The 21997-nt window shown below is 38.4% G+C and carries 20 protein-coding genes; 8 read left to right on the top strand and 12 right to left on the bottom strand.

The window, feature by feature from the left end:
• The first annotated feature begins 5 nt into the window (after positions 1–5).
• On the top strand, positions 6–458 hold the full coding sequence (locus tag AC2S94_RS08770) for an SRPBCC family protein (RefSeq protein ID WP_484628234.1): 453 nt from the start codon (positions 6–8) through the stop codon (positions 456–458).
• 70 nt (positions 459–528) lie between these two features.
• Positions 529–1071 carry an OmpH/Skp family outer membrane protein gene (locus tag AC2S94_RS08765; RefSeq protein ID WP_484628233.1) on the top strand — a complete coding sequence of 181 codons (543 nt, stop codon included), beginning with the start codon at positions 529–531 and terminating at the stop codon, positions 1069–1071.
• A 70-nt stretch (positions 1072–1141) separates the two neighbouring features.
• Here the strand turns inward: AC2S94_RS08765 and guaB are convergent, their stop codons facing one another.
• Positions 1142–2614, bottom strand: coding sequence for an IMP dehydrogenase (guaB, locus tag AC2S94_RS08760; protein ID WP_484628232.1), 1473 nt, complete (start codon positions 2612–2614; stop codon positions 1142–1144).
• 220 nt (positions 2615–2834) lie between these two features.
• On the opposite strand from guaB, the gene AC2S94_RS08755 reads away from it, so the two are divergent.
• Positions 2835–3077 carry a hypothetical protein gene (locus AC2S94_RS08755; protein WP_484628231.1) on the top strand — a complete coding sequence of 81 codons (243 nt, stop codon included), beginning with the start codon at positions 2835–2837 and terminating at the stop codon, positions 3075–3077.
• Here AC2S94_RS08755 and AC2S94_RS08750 read toward each other — a convergent pair whose 3' ends face one another.
• The 7 genes from AC2S94_RS08750 to AC2S94_RS08720 all read right to left on the bottom strand — a co-directional run bounded on the left by AC2S94_RS08750 (position 3078) and on the right by AC2S94_RS08720 (position 12025).
• On the bottom strand, positions 3078–5543 hold the full coding sequence (locus tag AC2S94_RS08750) for a TonB-dependent receptor domain-containing protein (protein ID WP_484628230.1): 2466 nt from the start codon (positions 5541–5543) through the stop codon (positions 3078–3080).
• Complete coding sequence (locus AC2S94_RS08745; RefSeq protein WP_484628229.1) at positions 5524–6888, bottom strand: HTTM domain-containing protein; 1365 nt, start codon at positions 6886–6888, stop codon at positions 5524–5526. Before AC2S94_RS08745 ends, AC2S94_RS08750 begins: the two co-directional genes overlap by 20 nt.
• Before the next feature lie 10 nt (positions 6889–6898).
• The gene (locus AC2S94_RS08740) at positions 6899–8014 is read right to left on the bottom strand and encodes an imelysin family protein (protein ID WP_484628228.1); all 1116 of its coding nucleotides are present in this window, start codon (positions 8012–8014) and stop codon (positions 6899–6901) included.
• Between the two features lie 56 nt (positions 8015–8070).
• Positions 8071–9282 carry a DUF4856 domain-containing protein gene (locus AC2S94_RS08735; RefSeq protein ID WP_484628227.1) on the bottom strand — a complete coding sequence of 404 codons (1212 nt, stop codon included), beginning with the start codon at positions 9280–9282 and terminating at the stop codon, positions 8071–8073.
• A 132-nt stretch (positions 9283–9414) separates the two neighbouring features.
• Positions 9415–10278, bottom strand: coding sequence for a hydroxymethylglutaryl-CoA lyase (locus tag AC2S94_RS08730; protein WP_484628226.1), 864 nt, complete (start codon positions 10276–10278; stop codon positions 9415–9417).
• 108 nt (positions 10279–10386) lie between these two features.
• Positions 10387–11001 (bottom strand): LysE family translocator, encoded by a 615-nt coding sequence (locus AC2S94_RS08725; RefSeq protein WP_484628225.1) that lies wholly within the window; start codon positions 10999–11001, stop codon positions 10387–10389.
• Position 11002: 1 nt separating this feature from the next.
• Entirely contained in the window at positions 11003–12025 is a 1023-nt protein-coding gene (locus AC2S94_RS08720) for a quinone-dependent dihydroorotate dehydrogenase (protein WP_484628224.1), read from the bottom strand.
• Between the two features lie 110 nt (positions 12026–12135).
• On the opposite strand from AC2S94_RS08720, the gene pepT reads away from it, so the two are divergent.
• Positions 12136–13377 carry a peptidase T gene (gene pepT / locus AC2S94_RS08715; RefSeq protein WP_484628223.1) on the top strand — a complete coding sequence of 414 codons (1242 nt, stop codon included), beginning with the start codon at positions 12136–12138 and terminating at the stop codon, positions 13375–13377.
• A 15-nt stretch (positions 13378–13392) separates the two neighbouring features.
• Entirely contained in the window at positions 13393–13992 is a 600-nt protein-coding gene (locus AC2S94_RS08710) for a YdeI/OmpD-associated family protein (protein ID WP_484628222.1), read from the top strand.
• A gap of 48 nt (positions 13993–14040) precedes the next feature.
• Here the strand turns inward: AC2S94_RS08710 and yajC are convergent, their stop codons facing one another.
• The 4 genes from yajC to AC2S94_RS08690 form a co-directional block, all read right to left on the bottom strand.
• Complete coding sequence (gene yajC / locus AC2S94_RS08705) at positions 14041–14340, bottom strand: preprotein translocase subunit YajC (protein WP_484628221.1); 300 nt, start codon at positions 14338–14340, stop codon at positions 14041–14043.
• Between the two features lie 8 nt (positions 14341–14348).
• Complete coding sequence (locus AC2S94_RS08700; RefSeq protein ID WP_484628220.1) at positions 14349–14807, bottom strand: DUF1573 domain-containing protein; 459 nt, start codon at positions 14805–14807, stop codon at positions 14349–14351.
• A gap of 52 nt (positions 14808–14859) precedes the next feature.
• On the bottom strand, positions 14860–15804 hold the full coding sequence (gene nusB / locus AC2S94_RS08695; protein ID WP_484628219.1) for a transcription antitermination factor NusB: 945 nt from the start codon (positions 15802–15804) through the stop codon (positions 14860–14862).
• A gap of 82 nt (positions 15805–15886) precedes the next feature.
• Positions 15887–16990, bottom strand: coding sequence for a Glu/Leu/Phe/Val family dehydrogenase (locus tag AC2S94_RS08690; protein WP_484628218.1), 1104 nt, complete (start codon positions 16988–16990; stop codon positions 15887–15889).
• A 133-nt stretch (positions 16991–17123) separates the two neighbouring features.
• Between AC2S94_RS08690 and AC2S94_RS08685 the strand changes: the two genes are divergently transcribed.
• The 3 genes from AC2S94_RS08685 to AC2S94_RS08675 all read left to right on the top strand — a co-directional run bounded on the left by AC2S94_RS08685 (position 17124) and on the right by AC2S94_RS08675 (position 21937).
• On the top strand, positions 17124–18881 hold the full coding sequence (locus AC2S94_RS08685) for an ABC transporter ATP-binding protein (RefSeq protein WP_484628217.1): 1758 nt from the start codon (positions 17124–17126) through the stop codon (positions 18879–18881).
• A 75-nt stretch (positions 18882–18956) separates the two neighbouring features.
• A complete protein-coding gene (locus tag AC2S94_RS08680; protein ID WP_484628216.1) occupies positions 18957–19340 on the top strand; it encodes a PUR family DNA/RNA-binding protein in 384 nt (127 codons plus the stop codon).
• An 80-nt stretch (positions 19341–19420) separates the two neighbouring features.
• Positions 19421–21937: a M14 family metallopeptidase gene (locus tag AC2S94_RS08675; protein WP_484628215.1), complete on the top strand. Its 2517-nt coding sequence runs from the start codon at positions 19421–19423 to the stop codon at positions 21935–21937.
• Positions 21938–21997: the final 60 nt, after the last annotated feature.

Raw genomic sequence — 21997 nt, 5'->3', positions numbered from 1 at the left:
GAGTTATGAAATATCAACAGGAAATTATTTTAGAAAAACCAAGAAAAGAGGTCGTTGCTAAGTTTTCTGATCCCGATAATCTGGCTCACTGGCAGCGAGGATTCATCTTTATGAAACCAATCAATGGTGAACTTGGTACTGAAGGTTCCCAAAACCTTTTGAAATTTAAAATGGGTAAAAGAGAAATTGAAATGACGGAAACGATCATAACAAATAATCTACCTAATGAATTCAGTGCCACTTACGAAGCAAAAGGTGTCTATAATTACCAGGTCAACAGATTTAATAATACCCTCGAAAATCAAACTCTATGGATCGTTGAGAATGAATTTCAGTTCAGCGGATTTATAAAATTATTCGGTTGGTTCATGCCGAGCGCCTTTAAGAAGCAATCCTGGAAATTTATGGAAGATTTCAAGGCTTTTGTTGAAGAAGGCAAAAGTGTAAAAAACGAGTAGTTTCTAATTTAAATTAAAAATCTAGTTATATTTTACTCAGGCTGTTATATTTGCGAAAAAATAACACAAAATGAAACGCATATTTTTAGGACTTCTATTATCATTCATCGCAATTTCAGCTAATGCACAATCAAAGATTGGTACGATCGATGCTGAATATATCCTTAATCAAATGCCTCAGAATTCTGAAGTAACCAAAGACCTCGAAGAATACAATACAGAACTTCAAGGTGATCTGAAAGAAAATATCCAGGAGTATGAAACTTTGGTAAAAGATTATCAGGCTACCAGTGAAGGTCTTGAGGAAGAAGCACGAAAGGAAAAAGAAGCAAAAATCATCGAACTCGAAAATGATATAAAGGGTTTTCGTCAGAAAGCTTCTGTAATGATGCAAATGAAGCGTAATGAACTAACCGGACCTCTTTACGAAAAGATCGATAAGGCCATGAAAGAAGTGATCGCTGAAGAAGGATTCACCCAGATCTTTCACGCCGGAGCGACAGGATTGGCATTTTCAAGAGCTGATGATGATATCACCTTAAAAGTAATGGACAAATTAGGAATTGAACCTAAAGAACCTAAACCAGCTGTAGAAAATACAGTCGAGAATTAAGATTTAAAAAGTTTATCAACTAAAAAAGCCCTGAAAATTCAGGGCTTTTTTTATTGTACAAATATGAAATCTACCTGCTGTAATTAGGAGATTCTTTTGTGATCGTTACATCATGTGGATGACTTTCATGAACTCCAGCGGCGGTAATTCTCACAAATTTTCCGGTTTCTTTAAGTGTTTCGACGTCTTTCGCTCCGCAATAACCCATCCCGGCTTTCAATCCTCCTACGAACTGGTGAATACTTTCTTCCAGATCACCTTTATATGGAACTCGACCTACAATTCCTTCTGGAACCAGTTTCTTTATATCATCTTCCACATCCTGAAAATATCGGTCTTTAGAACCTTTTTCCATTGCTTCCACAGAACCCATTCCGCGATAAGATTTGAATTTTCTTCCTTCGTAGATAATTGTTTCTCCCGGAGATTCTTTGGTTCCCGCGAGTAGTGAACCTAACATCACACAATCTGCACCTGCTGCAATCGCTTTAGGAATATCTCCCGTATATCTAATTCCTCCATCTGCGATCACCGGAACGCCTGTACCTTTAATCGCAGCCGCCACTTCAAGTACTGCAGAAAATTGAGGAAAACCAACCCCGGCAACTACACGGGTGGTACAGATCGAACCAGGCCCAATTCCAACTTTAACAGCATCTGCTCCTGCCTCCACAAGATACCTCGCCGCATCACCGGTTGCGATATTACCTACCACAACTTCAAGATCTGGAAATTTATTTTTTACTTCTTTTAAAACATGCACCACACCTTTGGTATGACCATGAGCAGTATCTATAATTATCGCATCCACTCCAGCATTCACCAAAGCTTCTGCACGATCTACAGCATCCCCAGTAACGCCAACTGCAGCTGCAACTCTTAATCTACCATAACCATCCTTATTGGCCATTGGCTTCTGCGTTAATTTTGTAATATCCCTGAAAGTGATCAATCCAACCAGCTTATCGTCATCATTGACCACTGGAAGTTTTTCGATCTTATTTTCCTGAAGTATGTCTTCTGCATCATCTAAAGAAGTACCTTCTGCTACCGTTACCAAGTTTTCAGAAGTCATCACCTCAGCGATAGGTCGATTCAAATTCTTTTCAAATCTTAGATCCCTGTTGGTTACAATTCCCAATAATTTCCCTTCTTCATCTACAATCGGAATTCCACCAATACTATGCTCTTTCATCGATTCTTTAGCATCACGCACTCTCGCTGAAATTGGTAAAGTAACAGGATCTATGATCATCCCACTTTCCGCACGCTTTACCTTTCGAACCTTCAGGGCCTGCTGCTCTATGCTCATATTTTTATGAAGAACACCAATCCCTCCTTCACGAGCCATGGCAATTGCCATACGTGATTCAGTTACTGTATCCATCGCTGCGGAAACGATAGGTACATTAATAGAAATATTACGAGTAAATTTTGTCTGGATACTTACTTCCCTTGGAAGCACTTCAGAATATGCCGGTACCAAAAGTACATCGTCATAGGTAAGTCCGTCGCCAAGGATCTTTGAGTCGTGTGCTGTCATTGCAATTAAGGATTTAATTGCATGCAAATGTAAGGCTAATTAGTGAGAAAACGAGTCATTTGTGTGTTAAGAGAAAATAAACAACAGCTATAGATCAGAAAATTTTCCGGTAATTTTCAAGTATAGCAAACACATTTATATAAACAACTGATTCAGAGTAATTTATATTGTTTCTTAAATCTATCAATTGTAAATTTAAGTGAATCAAAAATTGAAGGTTATGAGCATTAGATTAGGAAATAGCTGTGTGAATTGTGAGCGTTTCAAAAATGAGTTCTGCAGTAAGCATGAGACCAGTGTTAGTTCACAACATACCTGCGACAGCTTTAAAATGAAAGCGGCAATCAAGAATGAACCAAACTGTCTTAATTGCAGTAGGTATTCTTCGCCAACCTGCGCAAATCCTCAGAAAGCAGCGCCAGGAATGCTTTGCAATCACTGGGCACCTCAAGCTTCTGCATAGTTAGAATTTTACCTGCAAGGTGGTATACCACGTTATTGGTTGCGCCGGAATGATACCCGGGCCAGGATAACCTGTGGCTCTTCGCGTAAAATAAGAATTATTCAAGAGATTGTTTATACCCGCTTCCAACCTGAATCTCCCCAAACTATATGATGTAGAGAAATCTAAAATTCCGTACGCCGGAACAGCACCTTGAATTCCCCGGTTATTTTCATTTCTTAACTGCGGGGCGTTGGTCGCGTCTGTGTATTGCTTACTTAAATAAGTATACTGAAGACCTGCCAGGAAGTTTTTATACCCAAAGTTCAAACCTGTTTTTAGATTTGCAGCAGGAATAAATTCCACTTCGTTGCCTTCCACGTTCACTTCTTCAGAAGAAATATATTCTGATTTTGTAAAAGCTACATTCATAAAAACGTTCAGTTTGTAGTTTTCGGCAGTTGGAAAAAAGGAATTTCTCAAATTCCATTCGGCAAAGGTCTCCAATCCGTAAATAAACGCATCACCTATATTTCCTCTGTATCTTATCAGTCTTCCGGTTTCTTCAAGTACACCGCCGGCATTCACTCTTAATTCCGGTTTTAGAGTTTCCCCTATCCTATCATTGTATTTCAAAGCGAAGATACTTGCATCGTAAGACAAATAATCCTTTAAACGACCTCTAGCCCCAAGATCGGAAGTAAAGCCTTCCTCATCCCTAATGTTTGGATCTACCTGGAAACTTGGATTGATCACCCTAATATCATTAAAAGTTACAGAGCGGTAATTCTGAGAAAAGTTCGCATATAATTCATTAGAAGCATTCAGATTATAACTACTGCCTACTCCAAGTAGAAGGAAATTTCGCTTAAACTTTCTATCATCCTGAATAGTTTCATTCAACAAAGTATTCTCGGCATTGTCATTTATAATATTCTTATAAAAGCCGTCTGCCTCTGTGTTGATAAATTCAAATCTAAAGCCAGGAGTAACCGAAAAATTATTGGTGATGTTAAAAATATTCTCTCCAAAAAATGCCAAATTTCTGTTTGGAAAATCAAATTGCGACTGCCTTTCATAATTTGGAAATTCATCACCAGCAAAACTAAAATCTGGTCCGGAAGACACACTTCCTGCTCCCTGTTGCTGCATGTTAGAGGCCTGGTAATATTTACTTCCCAGAAGTAACACCGACTCTTCGTTGAATAAGTTATACCTGGTAAGAACTCTTGCTTCCGTCCCCCAGTTAGAAAAATCATCAATCAATAATTCTCTTGGTTCTTCAAGATCATCTGGCAGGGCCACCCTATTTTGCCTGAAACCCAATGCTTTTCTGGAAGCATTCAGCCCAAAAACATTAAGACTAAAATCTGTTTTATCTGAAAGCTGATGCTCAAATTTTAAAGCATAAAGATTCCAGTTTACATCAAACCAGTTTCGCGATCTGTTGCTGAATTCAGGATCTTCATAAAACTTTTTATCGGTTAATCCACCGGGTTGTTGTGCGAGATAATCCAGGTAAGTGTACTCGAAACTCAGCCTGGTTTTGTCATTAAACTTCCAGCCCAGATGGGCAAAAGCATTATGGGAATCGTATTCCGAATTTGGCCTGAAACCCTTACCACCCTTATAATTATAATAAGTGTAGTAACTGAAATTACCCACGGTTCCACTTAAGCTATTGAAACTAGTGAAAAGATCATAAGAACCAACTGTTTGCCTGGAAATCAATTCGATCTTTTTATCACGAACCGGTTCCTTAAACCTGAAATTTATGAGTCCACCGAACTGTGTACCATATTGCAAAGATGCGGCTCCACGAACCACCTGAATTTCACGAAGAGCTTCCGGTGGTGGCGTATAATAACTTTCCGGATATCCCAGAACATCAGCTGAAATATCATACCCATTTTGCCTGGTGTTGAAATTTTGAGTTCTGTTTGGATCCAATCCTCGCCCTCCAATATTTAATTGTAAACCTGCATCGCCATTATCATAGATATTAAGCCCTACCACCTGGCTGTAGATCTGCCTTGCATTATTCGCAGCTAAATTTGCGGATACTTTGTCCAGAAGCACCACCTCACTCTTTTTACCGGCATATATAGCTGTACCTTCTACCTTTCGAAGTTTTCTAAGCGCAAAAAGTTGTTCTCTCCTGTTGGTGATCATCACCTCGCTAAGACTCTCCGCGAGAGGTGATAATTGAAAATTGGAAATGGTATTTTGTTGGATAGAAATCTCCCTTTCAATAATTTCATATTCATAACTAAAAACGGCAAAGGTATAGGTCCCTTCTTCCAGATTGAGAATTTGAAAAGTTCCGTTTTCATTTGCAATCACTAGGGATCCCGTCGATTTATTCCAAACTTCTGCGTTTGGAACAGGTTCACCAGTTTCAGCAGATGTTATCTTTCCGCTTAATGAATACTGCGCATTCGTTAGCAGCGTAAAAAAGAAAAATATACTAAAGACCTTTAATTTCATCTTCGAAGGGTAAAATAAATGTTTTGTGTTCAAACGAATCCGCGAAATTAAGCAAATTAACATCGGGACTTATATAGGGAGCACTTTTTCTGCCATTAAGGCCTACGTAACTATCTACATAAATCTCTATATTTTCATGACCATCCTTTCTAAAATGTTCCGCCAGAAAATGTGCGTATTGCAGAATAAAATCGGGTTGAAAAGACATTTGTTTTTCCTGAAAAGGAGTAAGAAAATCTGAATTATCTACATAAAATCTTTTGCCTGTTTTACCATCAACCACTTTGAATTCAGCATAGCCGGCTTTTTCCATAAGCATAACCCTCCAGGAAAACCTGAAACCTTCTTCAGTCCAGAAAAGCTCTCCCGGATAGAATAAATATCTCCATGGAAATAATAGCTGAATCACAAAAAATACGGCAACCACAGAGGTCACAAACTTTCGCTCAAGAGGTTTTCTAAATAGCATCCGGTTATTGTCAAATCTCGTTTTATCAAGACGTAAAAAATTTGATAATTTTTGAAGTATGTTATGGTGAATCTGCGGACTAAAAAATATAAGCACGCTTATGATCATTATATAAGGGAACATACCAATAGGAAACAAAACACGCGTCATCACATGAAAAACGATCACGGCAAGAAATGCCATAAATCGGGTTCTTCGATACAAAAGTAAAAATGGAATAAAAAGGTCGTAAAGCATTCCGCTCCAGCTAAAGGCATAATGCACCCATTCCTGCTGCATAAGGTCGCCTAAAATTGGAAGATCATATTTAGACGGCAACCAGATCTTTAAAGGCATTGCCTTTAGAAGCCAGTCAGAATTTAATTTTGCGAGCCCTGCATAGAAATAGACAATTCCCAGCAGAAGTTTAATGGCATCAATACACCATCGTGGAATTCTCTGAAATGCTTTCCGTGGATCCCTCCATGCATCTAAAGAAAAGTAGGCATTGGCAGGAAGAAAGATTAGCAAAAAACTCAGAATACTTATAAAATAGTAGTGATTGAGATAAGTAGTTTTATCCATGAGCTCGATATAGGTGAAGCTCAGGAAAAAAGTAATGATGGCAATCCTGTATTTGAATCCGATAGCGACGAGTAAAGCTGCCAGACCACAAACTATAAAAAGCAAATAGGTGAAATCGCCAAGCGGTTTCACCCATTCAAATCCGTAATAACTAAAATGAAATTTTGGAGTTATATAAAGCTTTTCGATCCAGCCGTTCATCCAGAAACGAACTATACTGGCAAACATCATAATTCCAAATCCAATCCTAAAAACAGCCAGTGGCGCTGCTTCTGTGTAAGAATTAAGATATTTTGAGATCGAAAAGTTCATTCAGTACAGACTAGTCCCCGTCTGAATCTACATAATCAACGCTAATAGAAAGTGCCTGCAACATGTCAAGTTTCAGTAGAACCACTTCTTTCTGAAGCTCATCGTGAGTTTCCAGCATTAAAGTATTATTCATTTCAACCTGGTTTTTAAGACTTCCATCCAACTGTGCTGATTTAGTAGAGATCGCATTAAATTGAGAAAGAATATCATCTGCAAGGTCCCCGCGGTCTAAAGCTTCTAGGTAAGACTGGAAACTTTTTCCGGAACCACTATCTCCAAAATATTTCCCGGTAAAGAAATCTTCGCTGCTTTCCAGCGCCTGCAGATATAATTCTTTAGAAAGATCCTGTGCATAATATGCTTCCACATTTATAGGAGAAGGAGTTCCTGTGATTGCACCGGAAGGAAATCCTATTTTTCCAGATCTTAGGTATTTCTCGAAATACATTACATATTTGTTAGAAAGACGATCTACAGAACCATTGCTGGAAGAACTAATATTTTCAACAAATTCATCTCTGTAATCTCCCTGCCATGATGCTGTAACTTCCGCAGCAAGCATGTTAATACGTTCAGCCACATCCAGAAGATAGGCTTTATAGTTTTCAGCATTATCTCCGCTGGCAAATTTGGCCAGGTTTTCTTCTTTTGAAGAACCTAAACCGTAAAGTAGGTAATCCATCGCTGGAAAACCCTGTTCATCGTAACTTGAAGGAAGATTAAGATCGTAGTTTCCTGAACTGATCTTTGCATCAACCGCATCTGCATCTAAAGGATACGTATTGACAAAACTTCTGAAATTCATTTGCTCAGCTACACCAATATCAAACATGGATACCGATTGAAAAGCCAGGTATGAAGATCTAAATTGTGCTTTTAGAGCCGTCATTTCAGCATCACCAGGATTTGCAACAAATGCCTGAGTTAACTCTTCTAATTTCTGTGTTTCAGCGTTGAAATTCGCGTAGGCAGGAAGAATGATATTATCTGCCCAATTCGCGAGCATCGCTCCACGGTCAAAAGTCACTTCTGAACCACCTCCGCCGGAAGTTCCCCCTCCGTCATCTTCTGTTGAACAAGCTGCCAGTACCAGGCAGGCCAAAACTAAAATTCTTGCGATCTTCATATTATAAATTTTAAAAACCGGAGTAGAAATTAAATTTCCGCTCCGGCTAATTATTTTTATTCAGCTGCTTCTTCTACACTAAAATCAAATTTACTGGCGATTTCGGTTGCTACTGAATCAAGTGATAATGGAGCAATATCCCAGAATCCCTGTCCAGCTAATAATTGATCTTCTATTCTAACCTGGTCTTCAGCCAGCAAATATGGTTCGTTTATTACGGGGTTATTGGTAAACCTAAGGCTGTAAACAAATCCATATCCTTCAGATAATTCATGAAACGCCTTTCCAAAATTACCTGCTTCGATAGCGGCTTTTCCACCCATTAAATAATGTACTGCTCTTACGGCTATTACTGTTGAAAGATTTTCACGAATAATTGCAACTTGCTCATCACGCTTTGCGTAATCACCGGCAACTATCGCTGCCCTACCAGCTTTAAATGCCTGAAAGGTTTCTTCGGCGATTCCTGCAAAATCTTCATCTTCATCAACCTGCCCCAGGTAACTGAACAACAAATGGTCGTCACTTTCATTCAATACTGAATTTGGATCAGCTGTAGGAATAGATGGATCTCCATATACATAACCATAAGCTTCATCCCACTTGTGCTCCATTGTTGTATAAGATTTACCTTCTTCAGTGATCCCTGCATCGTTATTTGCTCGGTTATCACCTTCATCAAGCACTGCCTGAGAGAGATAATTATTAGCGATCTGGTCTAATAGTAACGCCCCGATCAATCCTTTTGCGAAAGCCTGGTTGTATTCCAAACCCTGTTCATTTACATAACGAACTCTTTCACCATCGGCGATCTGCCCTGCAACACCAGCTTCTGCAAGCTGATCTTTATTTTCCTTAACCGTAGTCATCTGCCCGGTAATAAAGGATTCAAAATCGCTTTTAATTTCAGCGCTTTCAACCGTGTTTGTTGAAAAATATAATCTGGATGCTGCTACTTTAGATTTAATGCTTTTAGAAGATTCATTTAAACTTGAATTCTCAAATGGCGAATTCTCGTTAGCGAACATATTTAGTAAAAGCTCTTCTGATGCATTATCGAAATCATTGAAATTCGAAAGGATTTCAGAAGCCATCTGAAGCCTGGTCGTTTGGCCATTATAATCCACAGTAGAAACTCCATCTCTTTCAAAAGTATAAGTTTCAGGAATTTCGTTATTAACTTCTCCTTCCGGGCTTAGTGAATCATCTGATGAACAGGATACCAAGGTAAGACCTGCTATTATTGCTGAAACTAACAGCTTTTTCATAATGGTTTATTTAGACTGGTTTAAAATAATATTCGGCGGCAAATATAAAAACCCGTTCTGGCTACCGCAAGTTTATTTAGATTAATTTTAAATAAACTTTTCCGATAGCAGTTCTAAAAGTGATAAATTCTACTAATGATAGGCGTTAAAGATCTTAGAAGCTTCGTTGTAAGCCGACTCAAAACTGGTCATTTTGATATTGGTATCGGCCTTGGTCGAATTAAAATAAGAAAGCATTTTTTCAGAAGGCATATTCCCGGTAAGCTCATCTTTTGCCATAGGACAACCTCCAAATCCCTGTATAGCTCCGTCAAATCGATGACACCCGGCTTTATAAGCTGCGTCCACCTTTTCGTGCCATTTAGATGGTGTGGTATGTAAATGCGCACCGAATTCAATATTGGGATATTTCGGGATCAGGTTAGAAAAAAGATAGTCTATAATATCTGGAGTCGAAGTTCCTACTGTATCTGAAAGTGAGAGGATCTTTACACCCATAGCAGAAAGTTTCTCTGTCCACTCCCCCACGATCTCCACATTCCAGGGATCACCATAAGGATTTCCAAAGCCCATACTTAAATAAGCAACTACCTCCTTACCGCAAGCATCGGCAATATCCAGGATTTCCTGTAGCACTTCCACAGATTCATCGATGGTTTTATGAGTATTTCGCATCTGGAAGTTTTCAGAAATCGAAAATGGATAGCCCAAGTAATCAATTTCCTGAAATTTTGAAGCATCCTCAGCCCCACGGGTATTGGCCACGATCGCCAAAAGTTTGCTGGAGGTTTTAGATAAATCGAGTTTTGATAGTACCTCAGCGGTATCTTTCATTTGAGGGATCGCTTTGGGAGATACAAAACTTCCAAAATCTATGGTATCAAATCCGCAGCGCAAAAGAGACTGGATATACTGTACCTTTTGTTCTGTAGGAATAAAATCCCTGATTCCCTGCATGGCATCCCTGGGACACTCAATAAGCTTCACTTTACCCATATGCCCAAAGATAGCATTTTAAGGAAAATTGAAAAAGAATATAGATTTATTGATAATATAAAATTTCAACAGGTCTTTTCAGAAAATCCAATAAGATATCCTTAACGATTATAATAGAATCAGAATAGCGATTAAAATAAAAATGATCACCTGCATCCATTTCATAAAAAAACCGGATTTTGGGTGAGATTTAATGTAAATCGAGATCTTATCTGCCAAAATTGCCACACTGCTGAAAATCACTAAAGCCTGAAGCATGAATAGTGCACCAAGTACATAAAACTGCATAACGGTGTTACCCTCAGGCTCCCAGAGAAATCCCGGGAAAAAAGCCAGGAAGAAAATGCCCACTTTGGGATTCAATACGTTCATAATGAAACCCTGTTTAAAAAGACTGATCAAACTTTTATTCTGAATCCCTTCGGAAGAAAAAGCGATCTCAGGATCACTTTTATAAACTTGGAAAGCCAAATACAGCAAATACAAAGCGCCAAGGATTTTAATAAAAAGAAAGATATCTTCAGACTGTTTGATCACGGCAGAAACCCCGAATGCGACAAGACTGGTGTGTATTAAAATTCCGGTTACCAAGCCCAGGGCAGTGATAATTCCCTGTTTATAGCCATATGCCATTGATCTCACCAAAACGTAGATGATATCTGGACCCGGTGAAAAAGTGAGCAGGATCGAGGCGGTTAAAAATGGAATGATCTGGTCTAGCATCTTAAAGACCTTTCTCTAATATTTTCTGGTTGATCTGCTTGATGAGTGCCGGACCTTCATAAATAAAACCGGTGTAAAGCTGAACCAGGCTTGCTCCAGCTTCCAGTTTTTCAATAGCATCTTCAGCAGTATGAATTCCGCCAACCCCTATGATTGGAAAAGCTTTTCCACTTTTTTCAGATAGAAAACTGATCACTTCCGTAGATCTTTTGGTTAGAGGTTTCCCACTTAGTCCGCCCATTTCATTTTTATTTTCAGATTTTAATCCCTCTCTTGAAATGGTGGTATTTGTGGCAATTACACCAGCGATTCCAGTTTCCTGAACAATCTCAATAATATCCATTAATTGATCATCGGTAAGATCGGGTGCGATCTTCAATAAGATTGGTTTTGGTTCAGGTTTCTGCTCGTTCTTTTTTTGAAGCGTATTCAGCAAGTCTTTTAATGGTTCTTTATCTTGCAGCTCCCGAAGATTTGGTGTATTGGGTGAACTCACATTTACTACGAAATAGTTTACATGGTCAAACAAAGCTTCAAAACTGAACAGGTAATCATCTTTTGCCTTTTCGTTCGGCGTTACTTTATTCTTCCCGATATTACCCCCAATCAGCACATTTTCATTCTCCTTTAGTCGCTCCACCATTTCTTCAACGCCATGGTTATTAAAACCCATTCTATTGATGATTGCCGAATCTTCTTTTAATCTAAACAATCGCTTCTTTTCATTTCCCGGCTGAGGCTTTGGTGTAACCGTTCCTACCTCAATAAATCCGAAACCTAATGAGGAAAGTTCTTTGTATAATTTTGCATCTTTATCAAAACCAGCGGCTAAACCAACAGGATTCTTGAATTTCAAACCAAAAACTTCTCTTTCCAGACGTGGATCTTCAACCTGAAATTTTGATCTTAAGTAGGAAGTTGCACCGGGAATTTTACAAAACTTTCTTAAAAAATTAAAAGTAAAATAATGGATCTCTTCAGGATCAAATTTGAAAAGCGTAGGTCTGATGAGCGATCTATACATAGTTGTGAGGTTTGTGCAAAAATAGAATGAATATGGAAAAAACTATATGAAAACTTAAAAGGTTTTGAGGCAGCATTGTATATATGTATTTTTGCCCCAAACCTATCCCAATGACCAATAAACAGCATATAATTGATAGATTTATCAGTTATGTAAAAATAGATACGCAAAGTGATCCCAACAGCAATTCAACCCCAAGTACAGAAAAACAGTGGGATCTAGCCAGAAAACTGGTTGAGGAACTTAAAGAAATAGGTCTTGAAGACGTTACTATAGACGAGCACGCCTACGTGATGGCTACATTACCTGCAAATGTACCGCACCAGGTTCCGGTGATCGGATTCGTTTCACATTTTGACACCACCCCGGATTTTTCAGGTACAAACGTGAATCCCCAAATTATTGAAAATTACGACGGAAAGGATATCGTTCTAAATGCCGAAAAGGATATCATTCTATTTCCTGATTATTTTGAAGATCTTCAGCAATATAAAGGTCAAACTATTATTACCACAGACGGAACTACTCTTTTAGGAGCTGATGATAAGGCAGGGATCACCGAAATCATAACCGCAATGGAATATCTGGTAGACAATCCTGAAATTCCGCACGGAAAGATCAGGATTTGCTTTACACCCGATGAAGAAATTGGCCTTGGGGCTCATAAATTTGATGTTCAAAAGTTTGGAGCTGAATGGGCTTATACCATGGATGGTTCCCAAATTGGCGAATTGGAATACGAAAATTTCAATGCTGCGAGTGCAATGGTAAAAGTCTATGGAAAAAGTGTTCATCCGGGTTATGCAAAAGATAAGATGATCAACAGCATGTATATCGCCCAGGATTTCATCAATTCCCTGCCAAGAATGGAAACTCCGGAACATACCGAAGACAGACAGGGCTTTTTTCACCTTAGCAGCATTAATGGTGATGTGGAAGAAACCGTACTGGAATACATAATACGTGATCACGATAAAACACATTTTGAAGCTCGCAAGCAGATGATGAGAGATCTGGCAAATGATATCTGTTCTCAGTTTGAAAGGGATTGCATAGATATTGAGATCAAAGATCAATATTTCAATATGCGTGAAAAAGTAGAACCGGTGATGCACATTGTAGATCTTGCGGAAAAAGCAATGGAAGAAGTGAATGTCAAGCCAATTATCAAGCCAATTAGAGGTGGAACCGATGGTGCGCAGCTAAGTTTTATGGGACTTCCCTGCCCCAATATTTTTGCCGGCGGACATAACTTTCACGGAAAATATGAATATGTACCGGTAGAGAGCATGCAGAAAGCTTCAGAAGTTATCGTTAAATTAGCAGAACTAACTGCTAAGAAATATGAATAACTAAATACTGCGATCATGGCTGTAAAAAATGCTGAAGAATATATTTCCTGCCACAAATACTGGGAGGAAGAGTTAAGACAGTTACATGAAATGATCCTGACTACAGATCTGAAATCTGGAATAAAATGGGGAGCACCAGTATATACTCTCGAGGGTAAAAACGTAGTTGGACTGGGAGCATTTAAAAATCATATTGGAATCTGGTTTTTTAATGGTGCTTTACTCAAAGATAATACTGCTCTTTTGCAAAACGCTCAGGAAGGTAAAACCAAAGCTTTAAGGCAAATTCGTTTCCAAAAAGGAGATAATATTGCAACTTCAGCTTTACTCCCGTATATCAGGGAAGCCATTCAGAATCAAAGAGAGGGTAAGGTAATAAAGCCCGTAAAGATTAAAACGCTGGTTATTCCGCCAGAACTATCAAAAGTTTTGAAGTCTGATAAAGAAATGGAAAAATCGTTCAATCAGTTAAGTCCTGGAAAGCAAAGAGAATATGCTGATCATATTTCTGAAGCTAAACGAGAAGCCACGAAATTGAGTCGAATCGAAAAGATCAAACCTATGATAAAAAATGGTGTGGGACTTCACGATAAGTACAAGAATTGTAAGAAATAAAAAAAGCAGCTAAAATTAGCTGCTTTTTTTATTCTAAGTATTGAATACTTATTTTTTCACTTTGTCCTTAGCAGGTTCATTAAGCTTCTGACTCATCTCCATTGAAATTGAAGAACGATCGAAAGTAATTTTTCCTGCGCCGGTTTCAATTATCACCGAATTATTTTTTTCGCTGAAATCAACAATTTTACCGTGCATACCACTTTTGGTGATGATCCGATCTCCCTTTTTAAGTTCGGCGGCAAAATTCTTTTCCTGTTTAGCTTTTTTCATTTGCGGGCGTATCATAAAAAAATACACCACCACAAACATTAAAATAATTGGTGCAAACTGCGTTAATTGATCCATATATGCTTTTAGCTAGCGTTTTCGTCAGCTTCTACAAAAGCTTTGATTTTAATTTGCTCTTTTCCCTTCTCTGTATTTGCAGATACAGTAACAGTTTTAGTAACCTGTCCGTTTCCAGACCCATTAAACTTAACTAACATTTCTCCAGATTCTCCCGGAGCGATAGTTTCGTTTTTAGGATATGTTGGTACGGTACATCCGCAGGAACTTGCTGCGTTAGTAATTACCAATGGAGCATCTCCTGTATTTTTAAATTTGAACACGTGTTCTACTGCAGTACCTTTAGCTATATTTCCGAAGTCAAATTCAGTTTCTTCAAAAGTGATCTCAGGATACACAGTTTCCTTTGCATCACGCTCAGCAGAAGCTTCCACATTCTCAGCTTTTACTTTATCTGAGGCATTATCTTTACATCCGGTGAACAGCATCGCCCCTACTGCTGCAAACATTAAAATTGTTTTTTTCATGGTGAAGTTATTTTGTTTAATTTTAATTGATAAAAATAAGAAAAAATCTTTACTACATAAGACCTCTTCCGGTTTTATTTAGCTTGTCTTCAGTTTGGTATTCCTTAGAAAGTTTATCTAAAACACCATTGATAAAAATGCTACTTTTTGGTGTGCTGTACTCTTTGGCGATCTCCAGGTATTCGTTGATGGTTACCTTTACCGGGATACTGCTGAATTTTAAAAATTCACAGATCGCCATTTTGATCAAAACCATATCAACTTCAGCGATCCTATCTTTATCCCAGTTTGGAGTTTTCCCCAGCATCTCTTCGGAAAGATCCTCATCATTCAAATAGGTCTTCCTGAACAACTTCAGCGCAAATTCTTTATCCTCTTCATTCTTGAACAACTGGGTGATCTTTTTCTCTCTTCCGGTAGATTCCTTTAACTTCTGAAGAAATTTTAAGATGGCTGTATTAACCAAAGGAAGATCATCTACCCAGGTGAGTTTTTTATCTTCCAGGTATTCATACAATTTATCATTTGGTGCAATGATCTCTTTGAAAATATGGATAATAAAATCCTTATCTTCTTTAAAGCTGCCATCACGAGTCTCCATATATTCCTGGTAAGCAACACTGTTTCTTACCTCGTTCCAGATGATCGCCACATACTCATCATCCTGTTTCCAGTGATTGATCTTATGCTTTTCCAAAGCTTCCTGAATGCTTTCATTCTCATTGAGAATTTGAAACACCTGGTTGTCAACGAACTTTCTGTTCGGATCTTTTTCTTCGCTGGTCGCTAAATGTTTTTGCTGGGATTTTTCTAAATAAGTTTCTGCATGTTCTCTTATCTCAGTGATCAGACTAATCTGAAGTAAGAACAGGTCATACATTTCCTGCATACTTTTGAGCAGGAATTTTTCTTCAGTGTTAAGGTTATCGTTCTGGCTTTGGTTAAAAGCGTATAGTGATTGCATTACTTTAACCCTGATATGTCTTCTTGTCAACATAATTGTAAAAGAACTTTTAGAAATTAGAAGGGCGAAAGATTTTCTCTTTCGCCCTGCAAAAATATCAATTAATTAGAACTGTCTAATTTAAATTCTGATTTTTTCTGTCTAAAATTCGCTGCTTGGCGATCTGTAATGCTGCAAAATGAGTTGTGATATCATCTTTAGCAGCTTTTTCCAGAATTCTAAGCGTTGTATTGTAGATATTTTCAGTCTTACGCATAATTTCCTGACGGTCGTAATTTTCAAGTTCAGCGTAAACATTGATAATTCCACCAGCATTAATTAAAAAATCAGGAGCGTATACAATTCCTTTTTTCTGAAGGATCTCTCCATGAGAAACTTCGTCTGCTAGCTGGTTGTTAGCCGCACCGGCGATGATGTCTACTTTCAATCTATCAATAGTATCATCGTTGATCGTTGCACCTAACGCACATGGAGCGTAAATATCCATATCTGCACCATAAATATCCCTTTCCGTAAAGATATGTGCACCATATTTCTTACTTACTTCTTCAAGACGCTCCTCGTTGATGTCACTGATAAATACTTCTGCTCCATCGCTGGTCAAGTATTCTACCAATGTTTCACCAACATGACCAATTCCCTGAACAAGAACTTTCTTTCCTTCCAGATTGTCATTTCCATATTTGAATTTCGCAGAAGCCTTAACTCCCATAAAAACTCCGTAAGCGGTAATTGGAGAAGGGTTACCCGCACCACCTTTAGATTCTGAAATTCCGGTCACGTAAGGAGTTACCTCTCTTACAGTATCCATATCTGAAGTTTCCATCCCAACATCTTCCGCAGTAATATATTTACCGCCTAAAGAATGTACAAATTCACCAAATCTCTTCATTAATTCTGGAGTCTTATCCTTCTTCGCATCACCAATGATCACCGCTTTTCCCCCACCAAGATTCAATCCTGTAATTGCACTTTTAAAAGTCATCCCGCGAGACAAGCGTAAAACATCATTCACCGCTTCCCATTCGCTGGTATAATTCCACATTCTGGTACCTCCTAATGCAGGTCCTAAAACAGTGTTATGAATACCAATTATTGCCTTTAAACCTGTATCTTTGTCGTTGCAAAAAACGATTTGCTCGTGTTCGTCAAACGACACCTGTCCGAATACCGGAGCAGACTTTTTTAGTTCTTTTGCATTTAGAACGTCAACTTGCATAATTTGTTGATTTTTAAATTATTCAGATTTTGAATTTGATCAAAAATCCGCTGCAAAAATAACAATATTTTAAAAAGCATGGATTTAAAACGTGTTAAATTACAGAATCCTCAATTAAAGCTAATTATCCTGAATGAAAAATCTTCAGCATCTCAATAAATACTTTTATAAATACAAGTGGAAACTTTTAATAGGCTTGGTGATCACAATCGCAGCGAGGATCTTCGCTATCTATTACATTCCGCTCATCGGGAAAAGTACCGTGATCATTGAAAAATATATTAACGGGACAGTCACCGATATTTCAACGGTAAAAAGTGAACTGGCTATTAATATCGCCCTGATCGTGGGTACCACTTTAATTGCCGCTTTTTTTACATTTTTGATGCGACAGACGTTTATAGTTGTTTCCAGGCATATGGAATATGATCTGAAAAATGAAGTTTATCAGCATTACCAGGAACTCTCGCTTAATTTCTATAAGAAGAACCGAACCGGTGATCTAATGAACAGGATCAGTGAAGATGTGTCTAAAGTTAGATTATACCTGGGACCGGCAATCATGTATAGTGTAACAACCTTTACTTCCACTATCGTGGTTCTTATTTTTATGATTCAGGCTGCTCCAGAACTTACTCTATATACTGTAATCCCGCTGCCTGTTTTGGCATTTTCGATTTATAAATTGAGTGTCGCAATTCACCAGAGAAGCACCATAGTTCAGCAGTATTTATCAAAACTGAACACTTTTACCCAAGAAAGTTTTAGCGGTATTGCTGTGATAAAATCCTACGGAATAGAACCGCAGACCAACGAAAATTTTACTGAACTTTCAAATGGCAGCCGAGACAAAAACATTGATCTGGTTAAAGTCCAGGCGTTCTTCTTCCCGCTGATGGTTTTATTGATAGGAATCAGCAATATCATTGTGATCTATATAGGCGGAAGACAATTGATCTCAGGACAAATTGCGAATATAGATGTACTGGTAGAATTCATTTTGTACGTAAACATGCTAACCTGGCCGGTTGCTTCGATTGGATGGGTGACTTCACTGGTGCAACAGGCTGATGCTTCACAGGAGCGAATCAATGAATTCCTGAGTGAAAAACCAGAGATCACCAATCCTAAGTCTGAAGCTGATTCCATCAACGGAGAAATCGCCTTCAAAAATGTCACTTTCACGTATGATGATACCAACATCACTGCACTTAAAAATATCTCTTTTAATGTCAAGAAAGGAGAAACCCTGGCGATTATTGGGAAAACCGGATCTGGAAAATCTACCATTCTAGAACTTATAGGAAGATTATATGACATTGATGAGGGAATCATCGAAATTGACGGCAGGAATATCGAAGAGCTGAATCTTGAAAGTTTAAGGGAAAGTATTGGTTATGTGCCTCAGGATGCTTTCCTGTTTAGCGACAGTATCCGAAATAATATCAAATTCGGTAAAACTGATGCTACCGAAGAAGAGATCATCACCGCTGCGAAAAATGCTTCGGTACATAAGAATATTATTGGCTTCAGCAAAGGTTATGATACGGTGCTGGGAGAACGTGGGATTACCCTTTCCGGCGGACAAAAGCAACGGGTTTCCATTGCCAGGGCAATCATTCATGAACCGGAAATTCTGCTTTTTGACGACTGTCTTTCCGCAGTAGATACTGAAACAGAAGAGGAAATTCTAAATAATCTATTCCAGATCTCAAAAGACAAGACTACCATTATTGTTAGCCACAGAATTTCTTCCGCTAAAAACGCTGATAAAATTATAATTCTTGAAGACGGAAAAATAGTTCAGGAAGGTACGCACCAGGAGTTATTGAATACCGCGGGTTATTATAAAGAACTGTATGCAAAACAGCTAAATGAAAAAGAAATGTGAAAATTTTTTGTTAGATGTTAAAAATTTTTAGATTTTTGGACTCGACAATAACAAACCTATTAAAGAATCTATTTTATGAGCGACAAGGGAATGATGGAGAAAGAAGAAATATTCTCTAAAGTTTTAAGAGCGGGAAGAAGAACTTATTTTTTTGACGTGAGATCCACCCGGGCTAACGATTACTACCTGACTATTACAGAGAGTAAAAAGTTCACAAATGACGATGGTTCTTTCTACTACAAGAAACACAAGATCTACCTTTACAAAGAAGATTTTGACGGTTTTAGAGAGATACTGGAAGAAATGACGAACTACATCATCAACGAAAAAGGTGAAGAAGTGATAAGTGAACGTCATCAGAAAGATTTCAAAAAGGAATATGAAGGTGAAGAAGCTCATAACACTGCGGCATCTTCAACAGCCGAGAAATTTACAGATGTAAGTTTCGACGATATCTAACAAAATTACTTTACAGTTATATGAAACCGTCCCAATTCAGGACGGTTTTTTTTATATTAGATTTTTCCAAAATCAAAGCGATGCGAATCATAACCACTATTCTTCTCTTTTTATCAATTTTAAATCTTCAGGCTCAGGACGGAGAAATTAGTCTGGACTACTATCTTCCTCAGGACGTTTCATATAATTCAGAAATTCCAACTCCGCAGCAAATAATAGGTTTTATCCCAGGAGAATGGCATGCGAGTCATGATCGCCTTTTAATGTATATGAATAAACTGGCCGAGGTTTCTCCAAGGATTCAGGTAGAGAACCGCGGATTTACCTATGAAGGAAGACCTTTGATCTTACTAACCATTTCTTCGGAAGAAAATTTGGCCAATATTGAAAAAATCAGGAAAGATCATGTAGCGCTGGTAGAAAACAATTCTGAATCATTGAACACGGAAGAAATGCCAGTGGTAATAAATCAGGGGTTTTCTATCCACGGAAATGAAGCCAGCGGATCAAATTCCGCGCTTTTATATGCCTATTACCTTGCTGCAGCTGAAGGTGCTGAAATTGAAGAAGTACTTGATAATACGGTCATTTTACTGGATCCTGCATTCAATCCTGATGGTTTACAAAGATTTGCATATTGGGCAAATACCAACAAAAGCAACAATATCAATCCTGATCCTCAGGACCGTGAATACAGCGAGATCTGGCCTGGCGGAAGAACCAATCATTATTGGTTTGATATGAACAGGGACTGGCTGCCCGTGCAATTGCCCGAATCTCAGGCAAGAATTGCCACCTTTCATAAATGGTATCCAAATATTTTGACTGACCATCATGAAATGGGTTCCAATTCCACTTTTTTCTTCCAACCGGGAATTCCATCTAGAACCCATCCCTTAACGCCACAGATGAATCAGGATCTAACCCGTGAGATCGGAACTTATCATGCCCAGGCATTTGATGAGATTGGATCGCTCTATTATACCGAAGAAAATTACGATGATTTTTACTACGGAAAAGGTTCTACTTTCCCGGATATCAACGGAAGTGTAGGAATTCTTTTTGAACAGGGTAGCTCCAGGGGACATGCACAGGAAACCGAAAATGGAATTCTAACTTTTCCATTTACGATCAGAAATCAATTCACAGCAGCACTTTCAACACTGGAAGCCGCACAAAAAATGAGAAAGGAATTGCTGAATTATCAACGCAATTTCTTTAAAGAAGCCAGGAATACTACCACATCCGGAGCATACGCCTTTGGAAATCCGCAGGATCCTGTGAGTGCATACAAACTTGCCGAAATCCTGAAAAGACACCAAATTGACGTTTACGAGGTAAAGGAAAATTTCAGTAAAAGTAATTTGAATTTTGAGAAAGGAGCTGCTTACGTTGTGCCTAAAGATCAGCGTCAGCACAGGCTTTTAAAAGCAATGTTTGAAAAACGTACTGAGTTTAGAGACAGTCTATTTTACGATATTTCTGCATGGACCTTTCCACTCGCCTTCAACCTCGATTTTGTAGAAGATGCGTCCATGAAAGATGCGGGTAATAAGATCGAGGAATTGTCTATGCCTATTCCTGAAATGCCTGCTGAAAGCGAATATGCCTATTTGCTAAACTGGAAAAATTATATGGCTCCCAAGGCACTGAACAAAATTTTGGAAAAAGGTTTGAGGGCAAAAGTTGCCATGGAAGATTTTTGGATGGATGGTGAGAATTATGGATATGGAACCATCATGATCCCGGTTCAAAATCAAAAACTTGACAAAACCGAACTATTCGATTTTTTAAAGAATACCTCTCAGGAAAGTGGTGTGGAAATTTCAGCTATTCAGACAGGAATGACCAACGGTATCAATCTGGGAAGCAATCAATTTAGAGCGCTGAAACCTCAGAAGGTGGCGATCATCGTTGGTAATTCAATCACTCCCTACGATGCAGGTGAGATCTGGCATTTGTTCGATCAGCGATATGATATGAAGATCACCAAACTGGATATTAAAGATCTGGACAGAACTGATCTTAGTAAATACACTGATATCATACTTCCGGCATCATGGGGCTCAGGTCTAGATGAAAATCAGGCTAAGGAAATAAAGGAATGGACCAGGTCAGGAGGAACCATTATAGCTTACCGAAGCGCTGTGAACTGGATGAAAGACAATAATTTTATTGATTTCAAGACTAAAAAGAGCGAAGTGAAAGCTGAAGATATAAGTTTTGGTGAACGTGGAGATTTTAGAGGAGCACAGGTAATTGGTGGTGCCATTTTTGAAGCCAGGCTGGATAGAAGTCATCCGATCGCTTTCGGTTATAAAGATCCAAAAATCGCCATGTTCAGAAATACTACCATTTTTATGGAAGCAGATGAGCAAAGCTATAAAAACCCAATTCGGTATACAGAAAAACCATTGCTTAGCGGTTATATAAGCAAACCCAATCTTGACTCAATTGCCGGCACGGTGCCATTTAAACACGAGAGCCTGGGCCGCGGAGAAGTGATGCTATTTACAGATAACACGAATTTCAGAGCATTCTGGTATGGTACCAATAAGCTATTGATGAATGCGATATTTTTTGGAGACGAGATGTGATAGCCTAAAGATAGTTTAGGGAAATTTTAATAGTCTTGTTTCAAATTTGGATAACTTTGC

The organism is Christiangramia pacifica, from assembly GCF_057221535.1.
The sequence above is the reverse complement of the archived record's forward strand: the minus strand, read 5'-3'. Positions and strand labels throughout refer to the sequence as shown.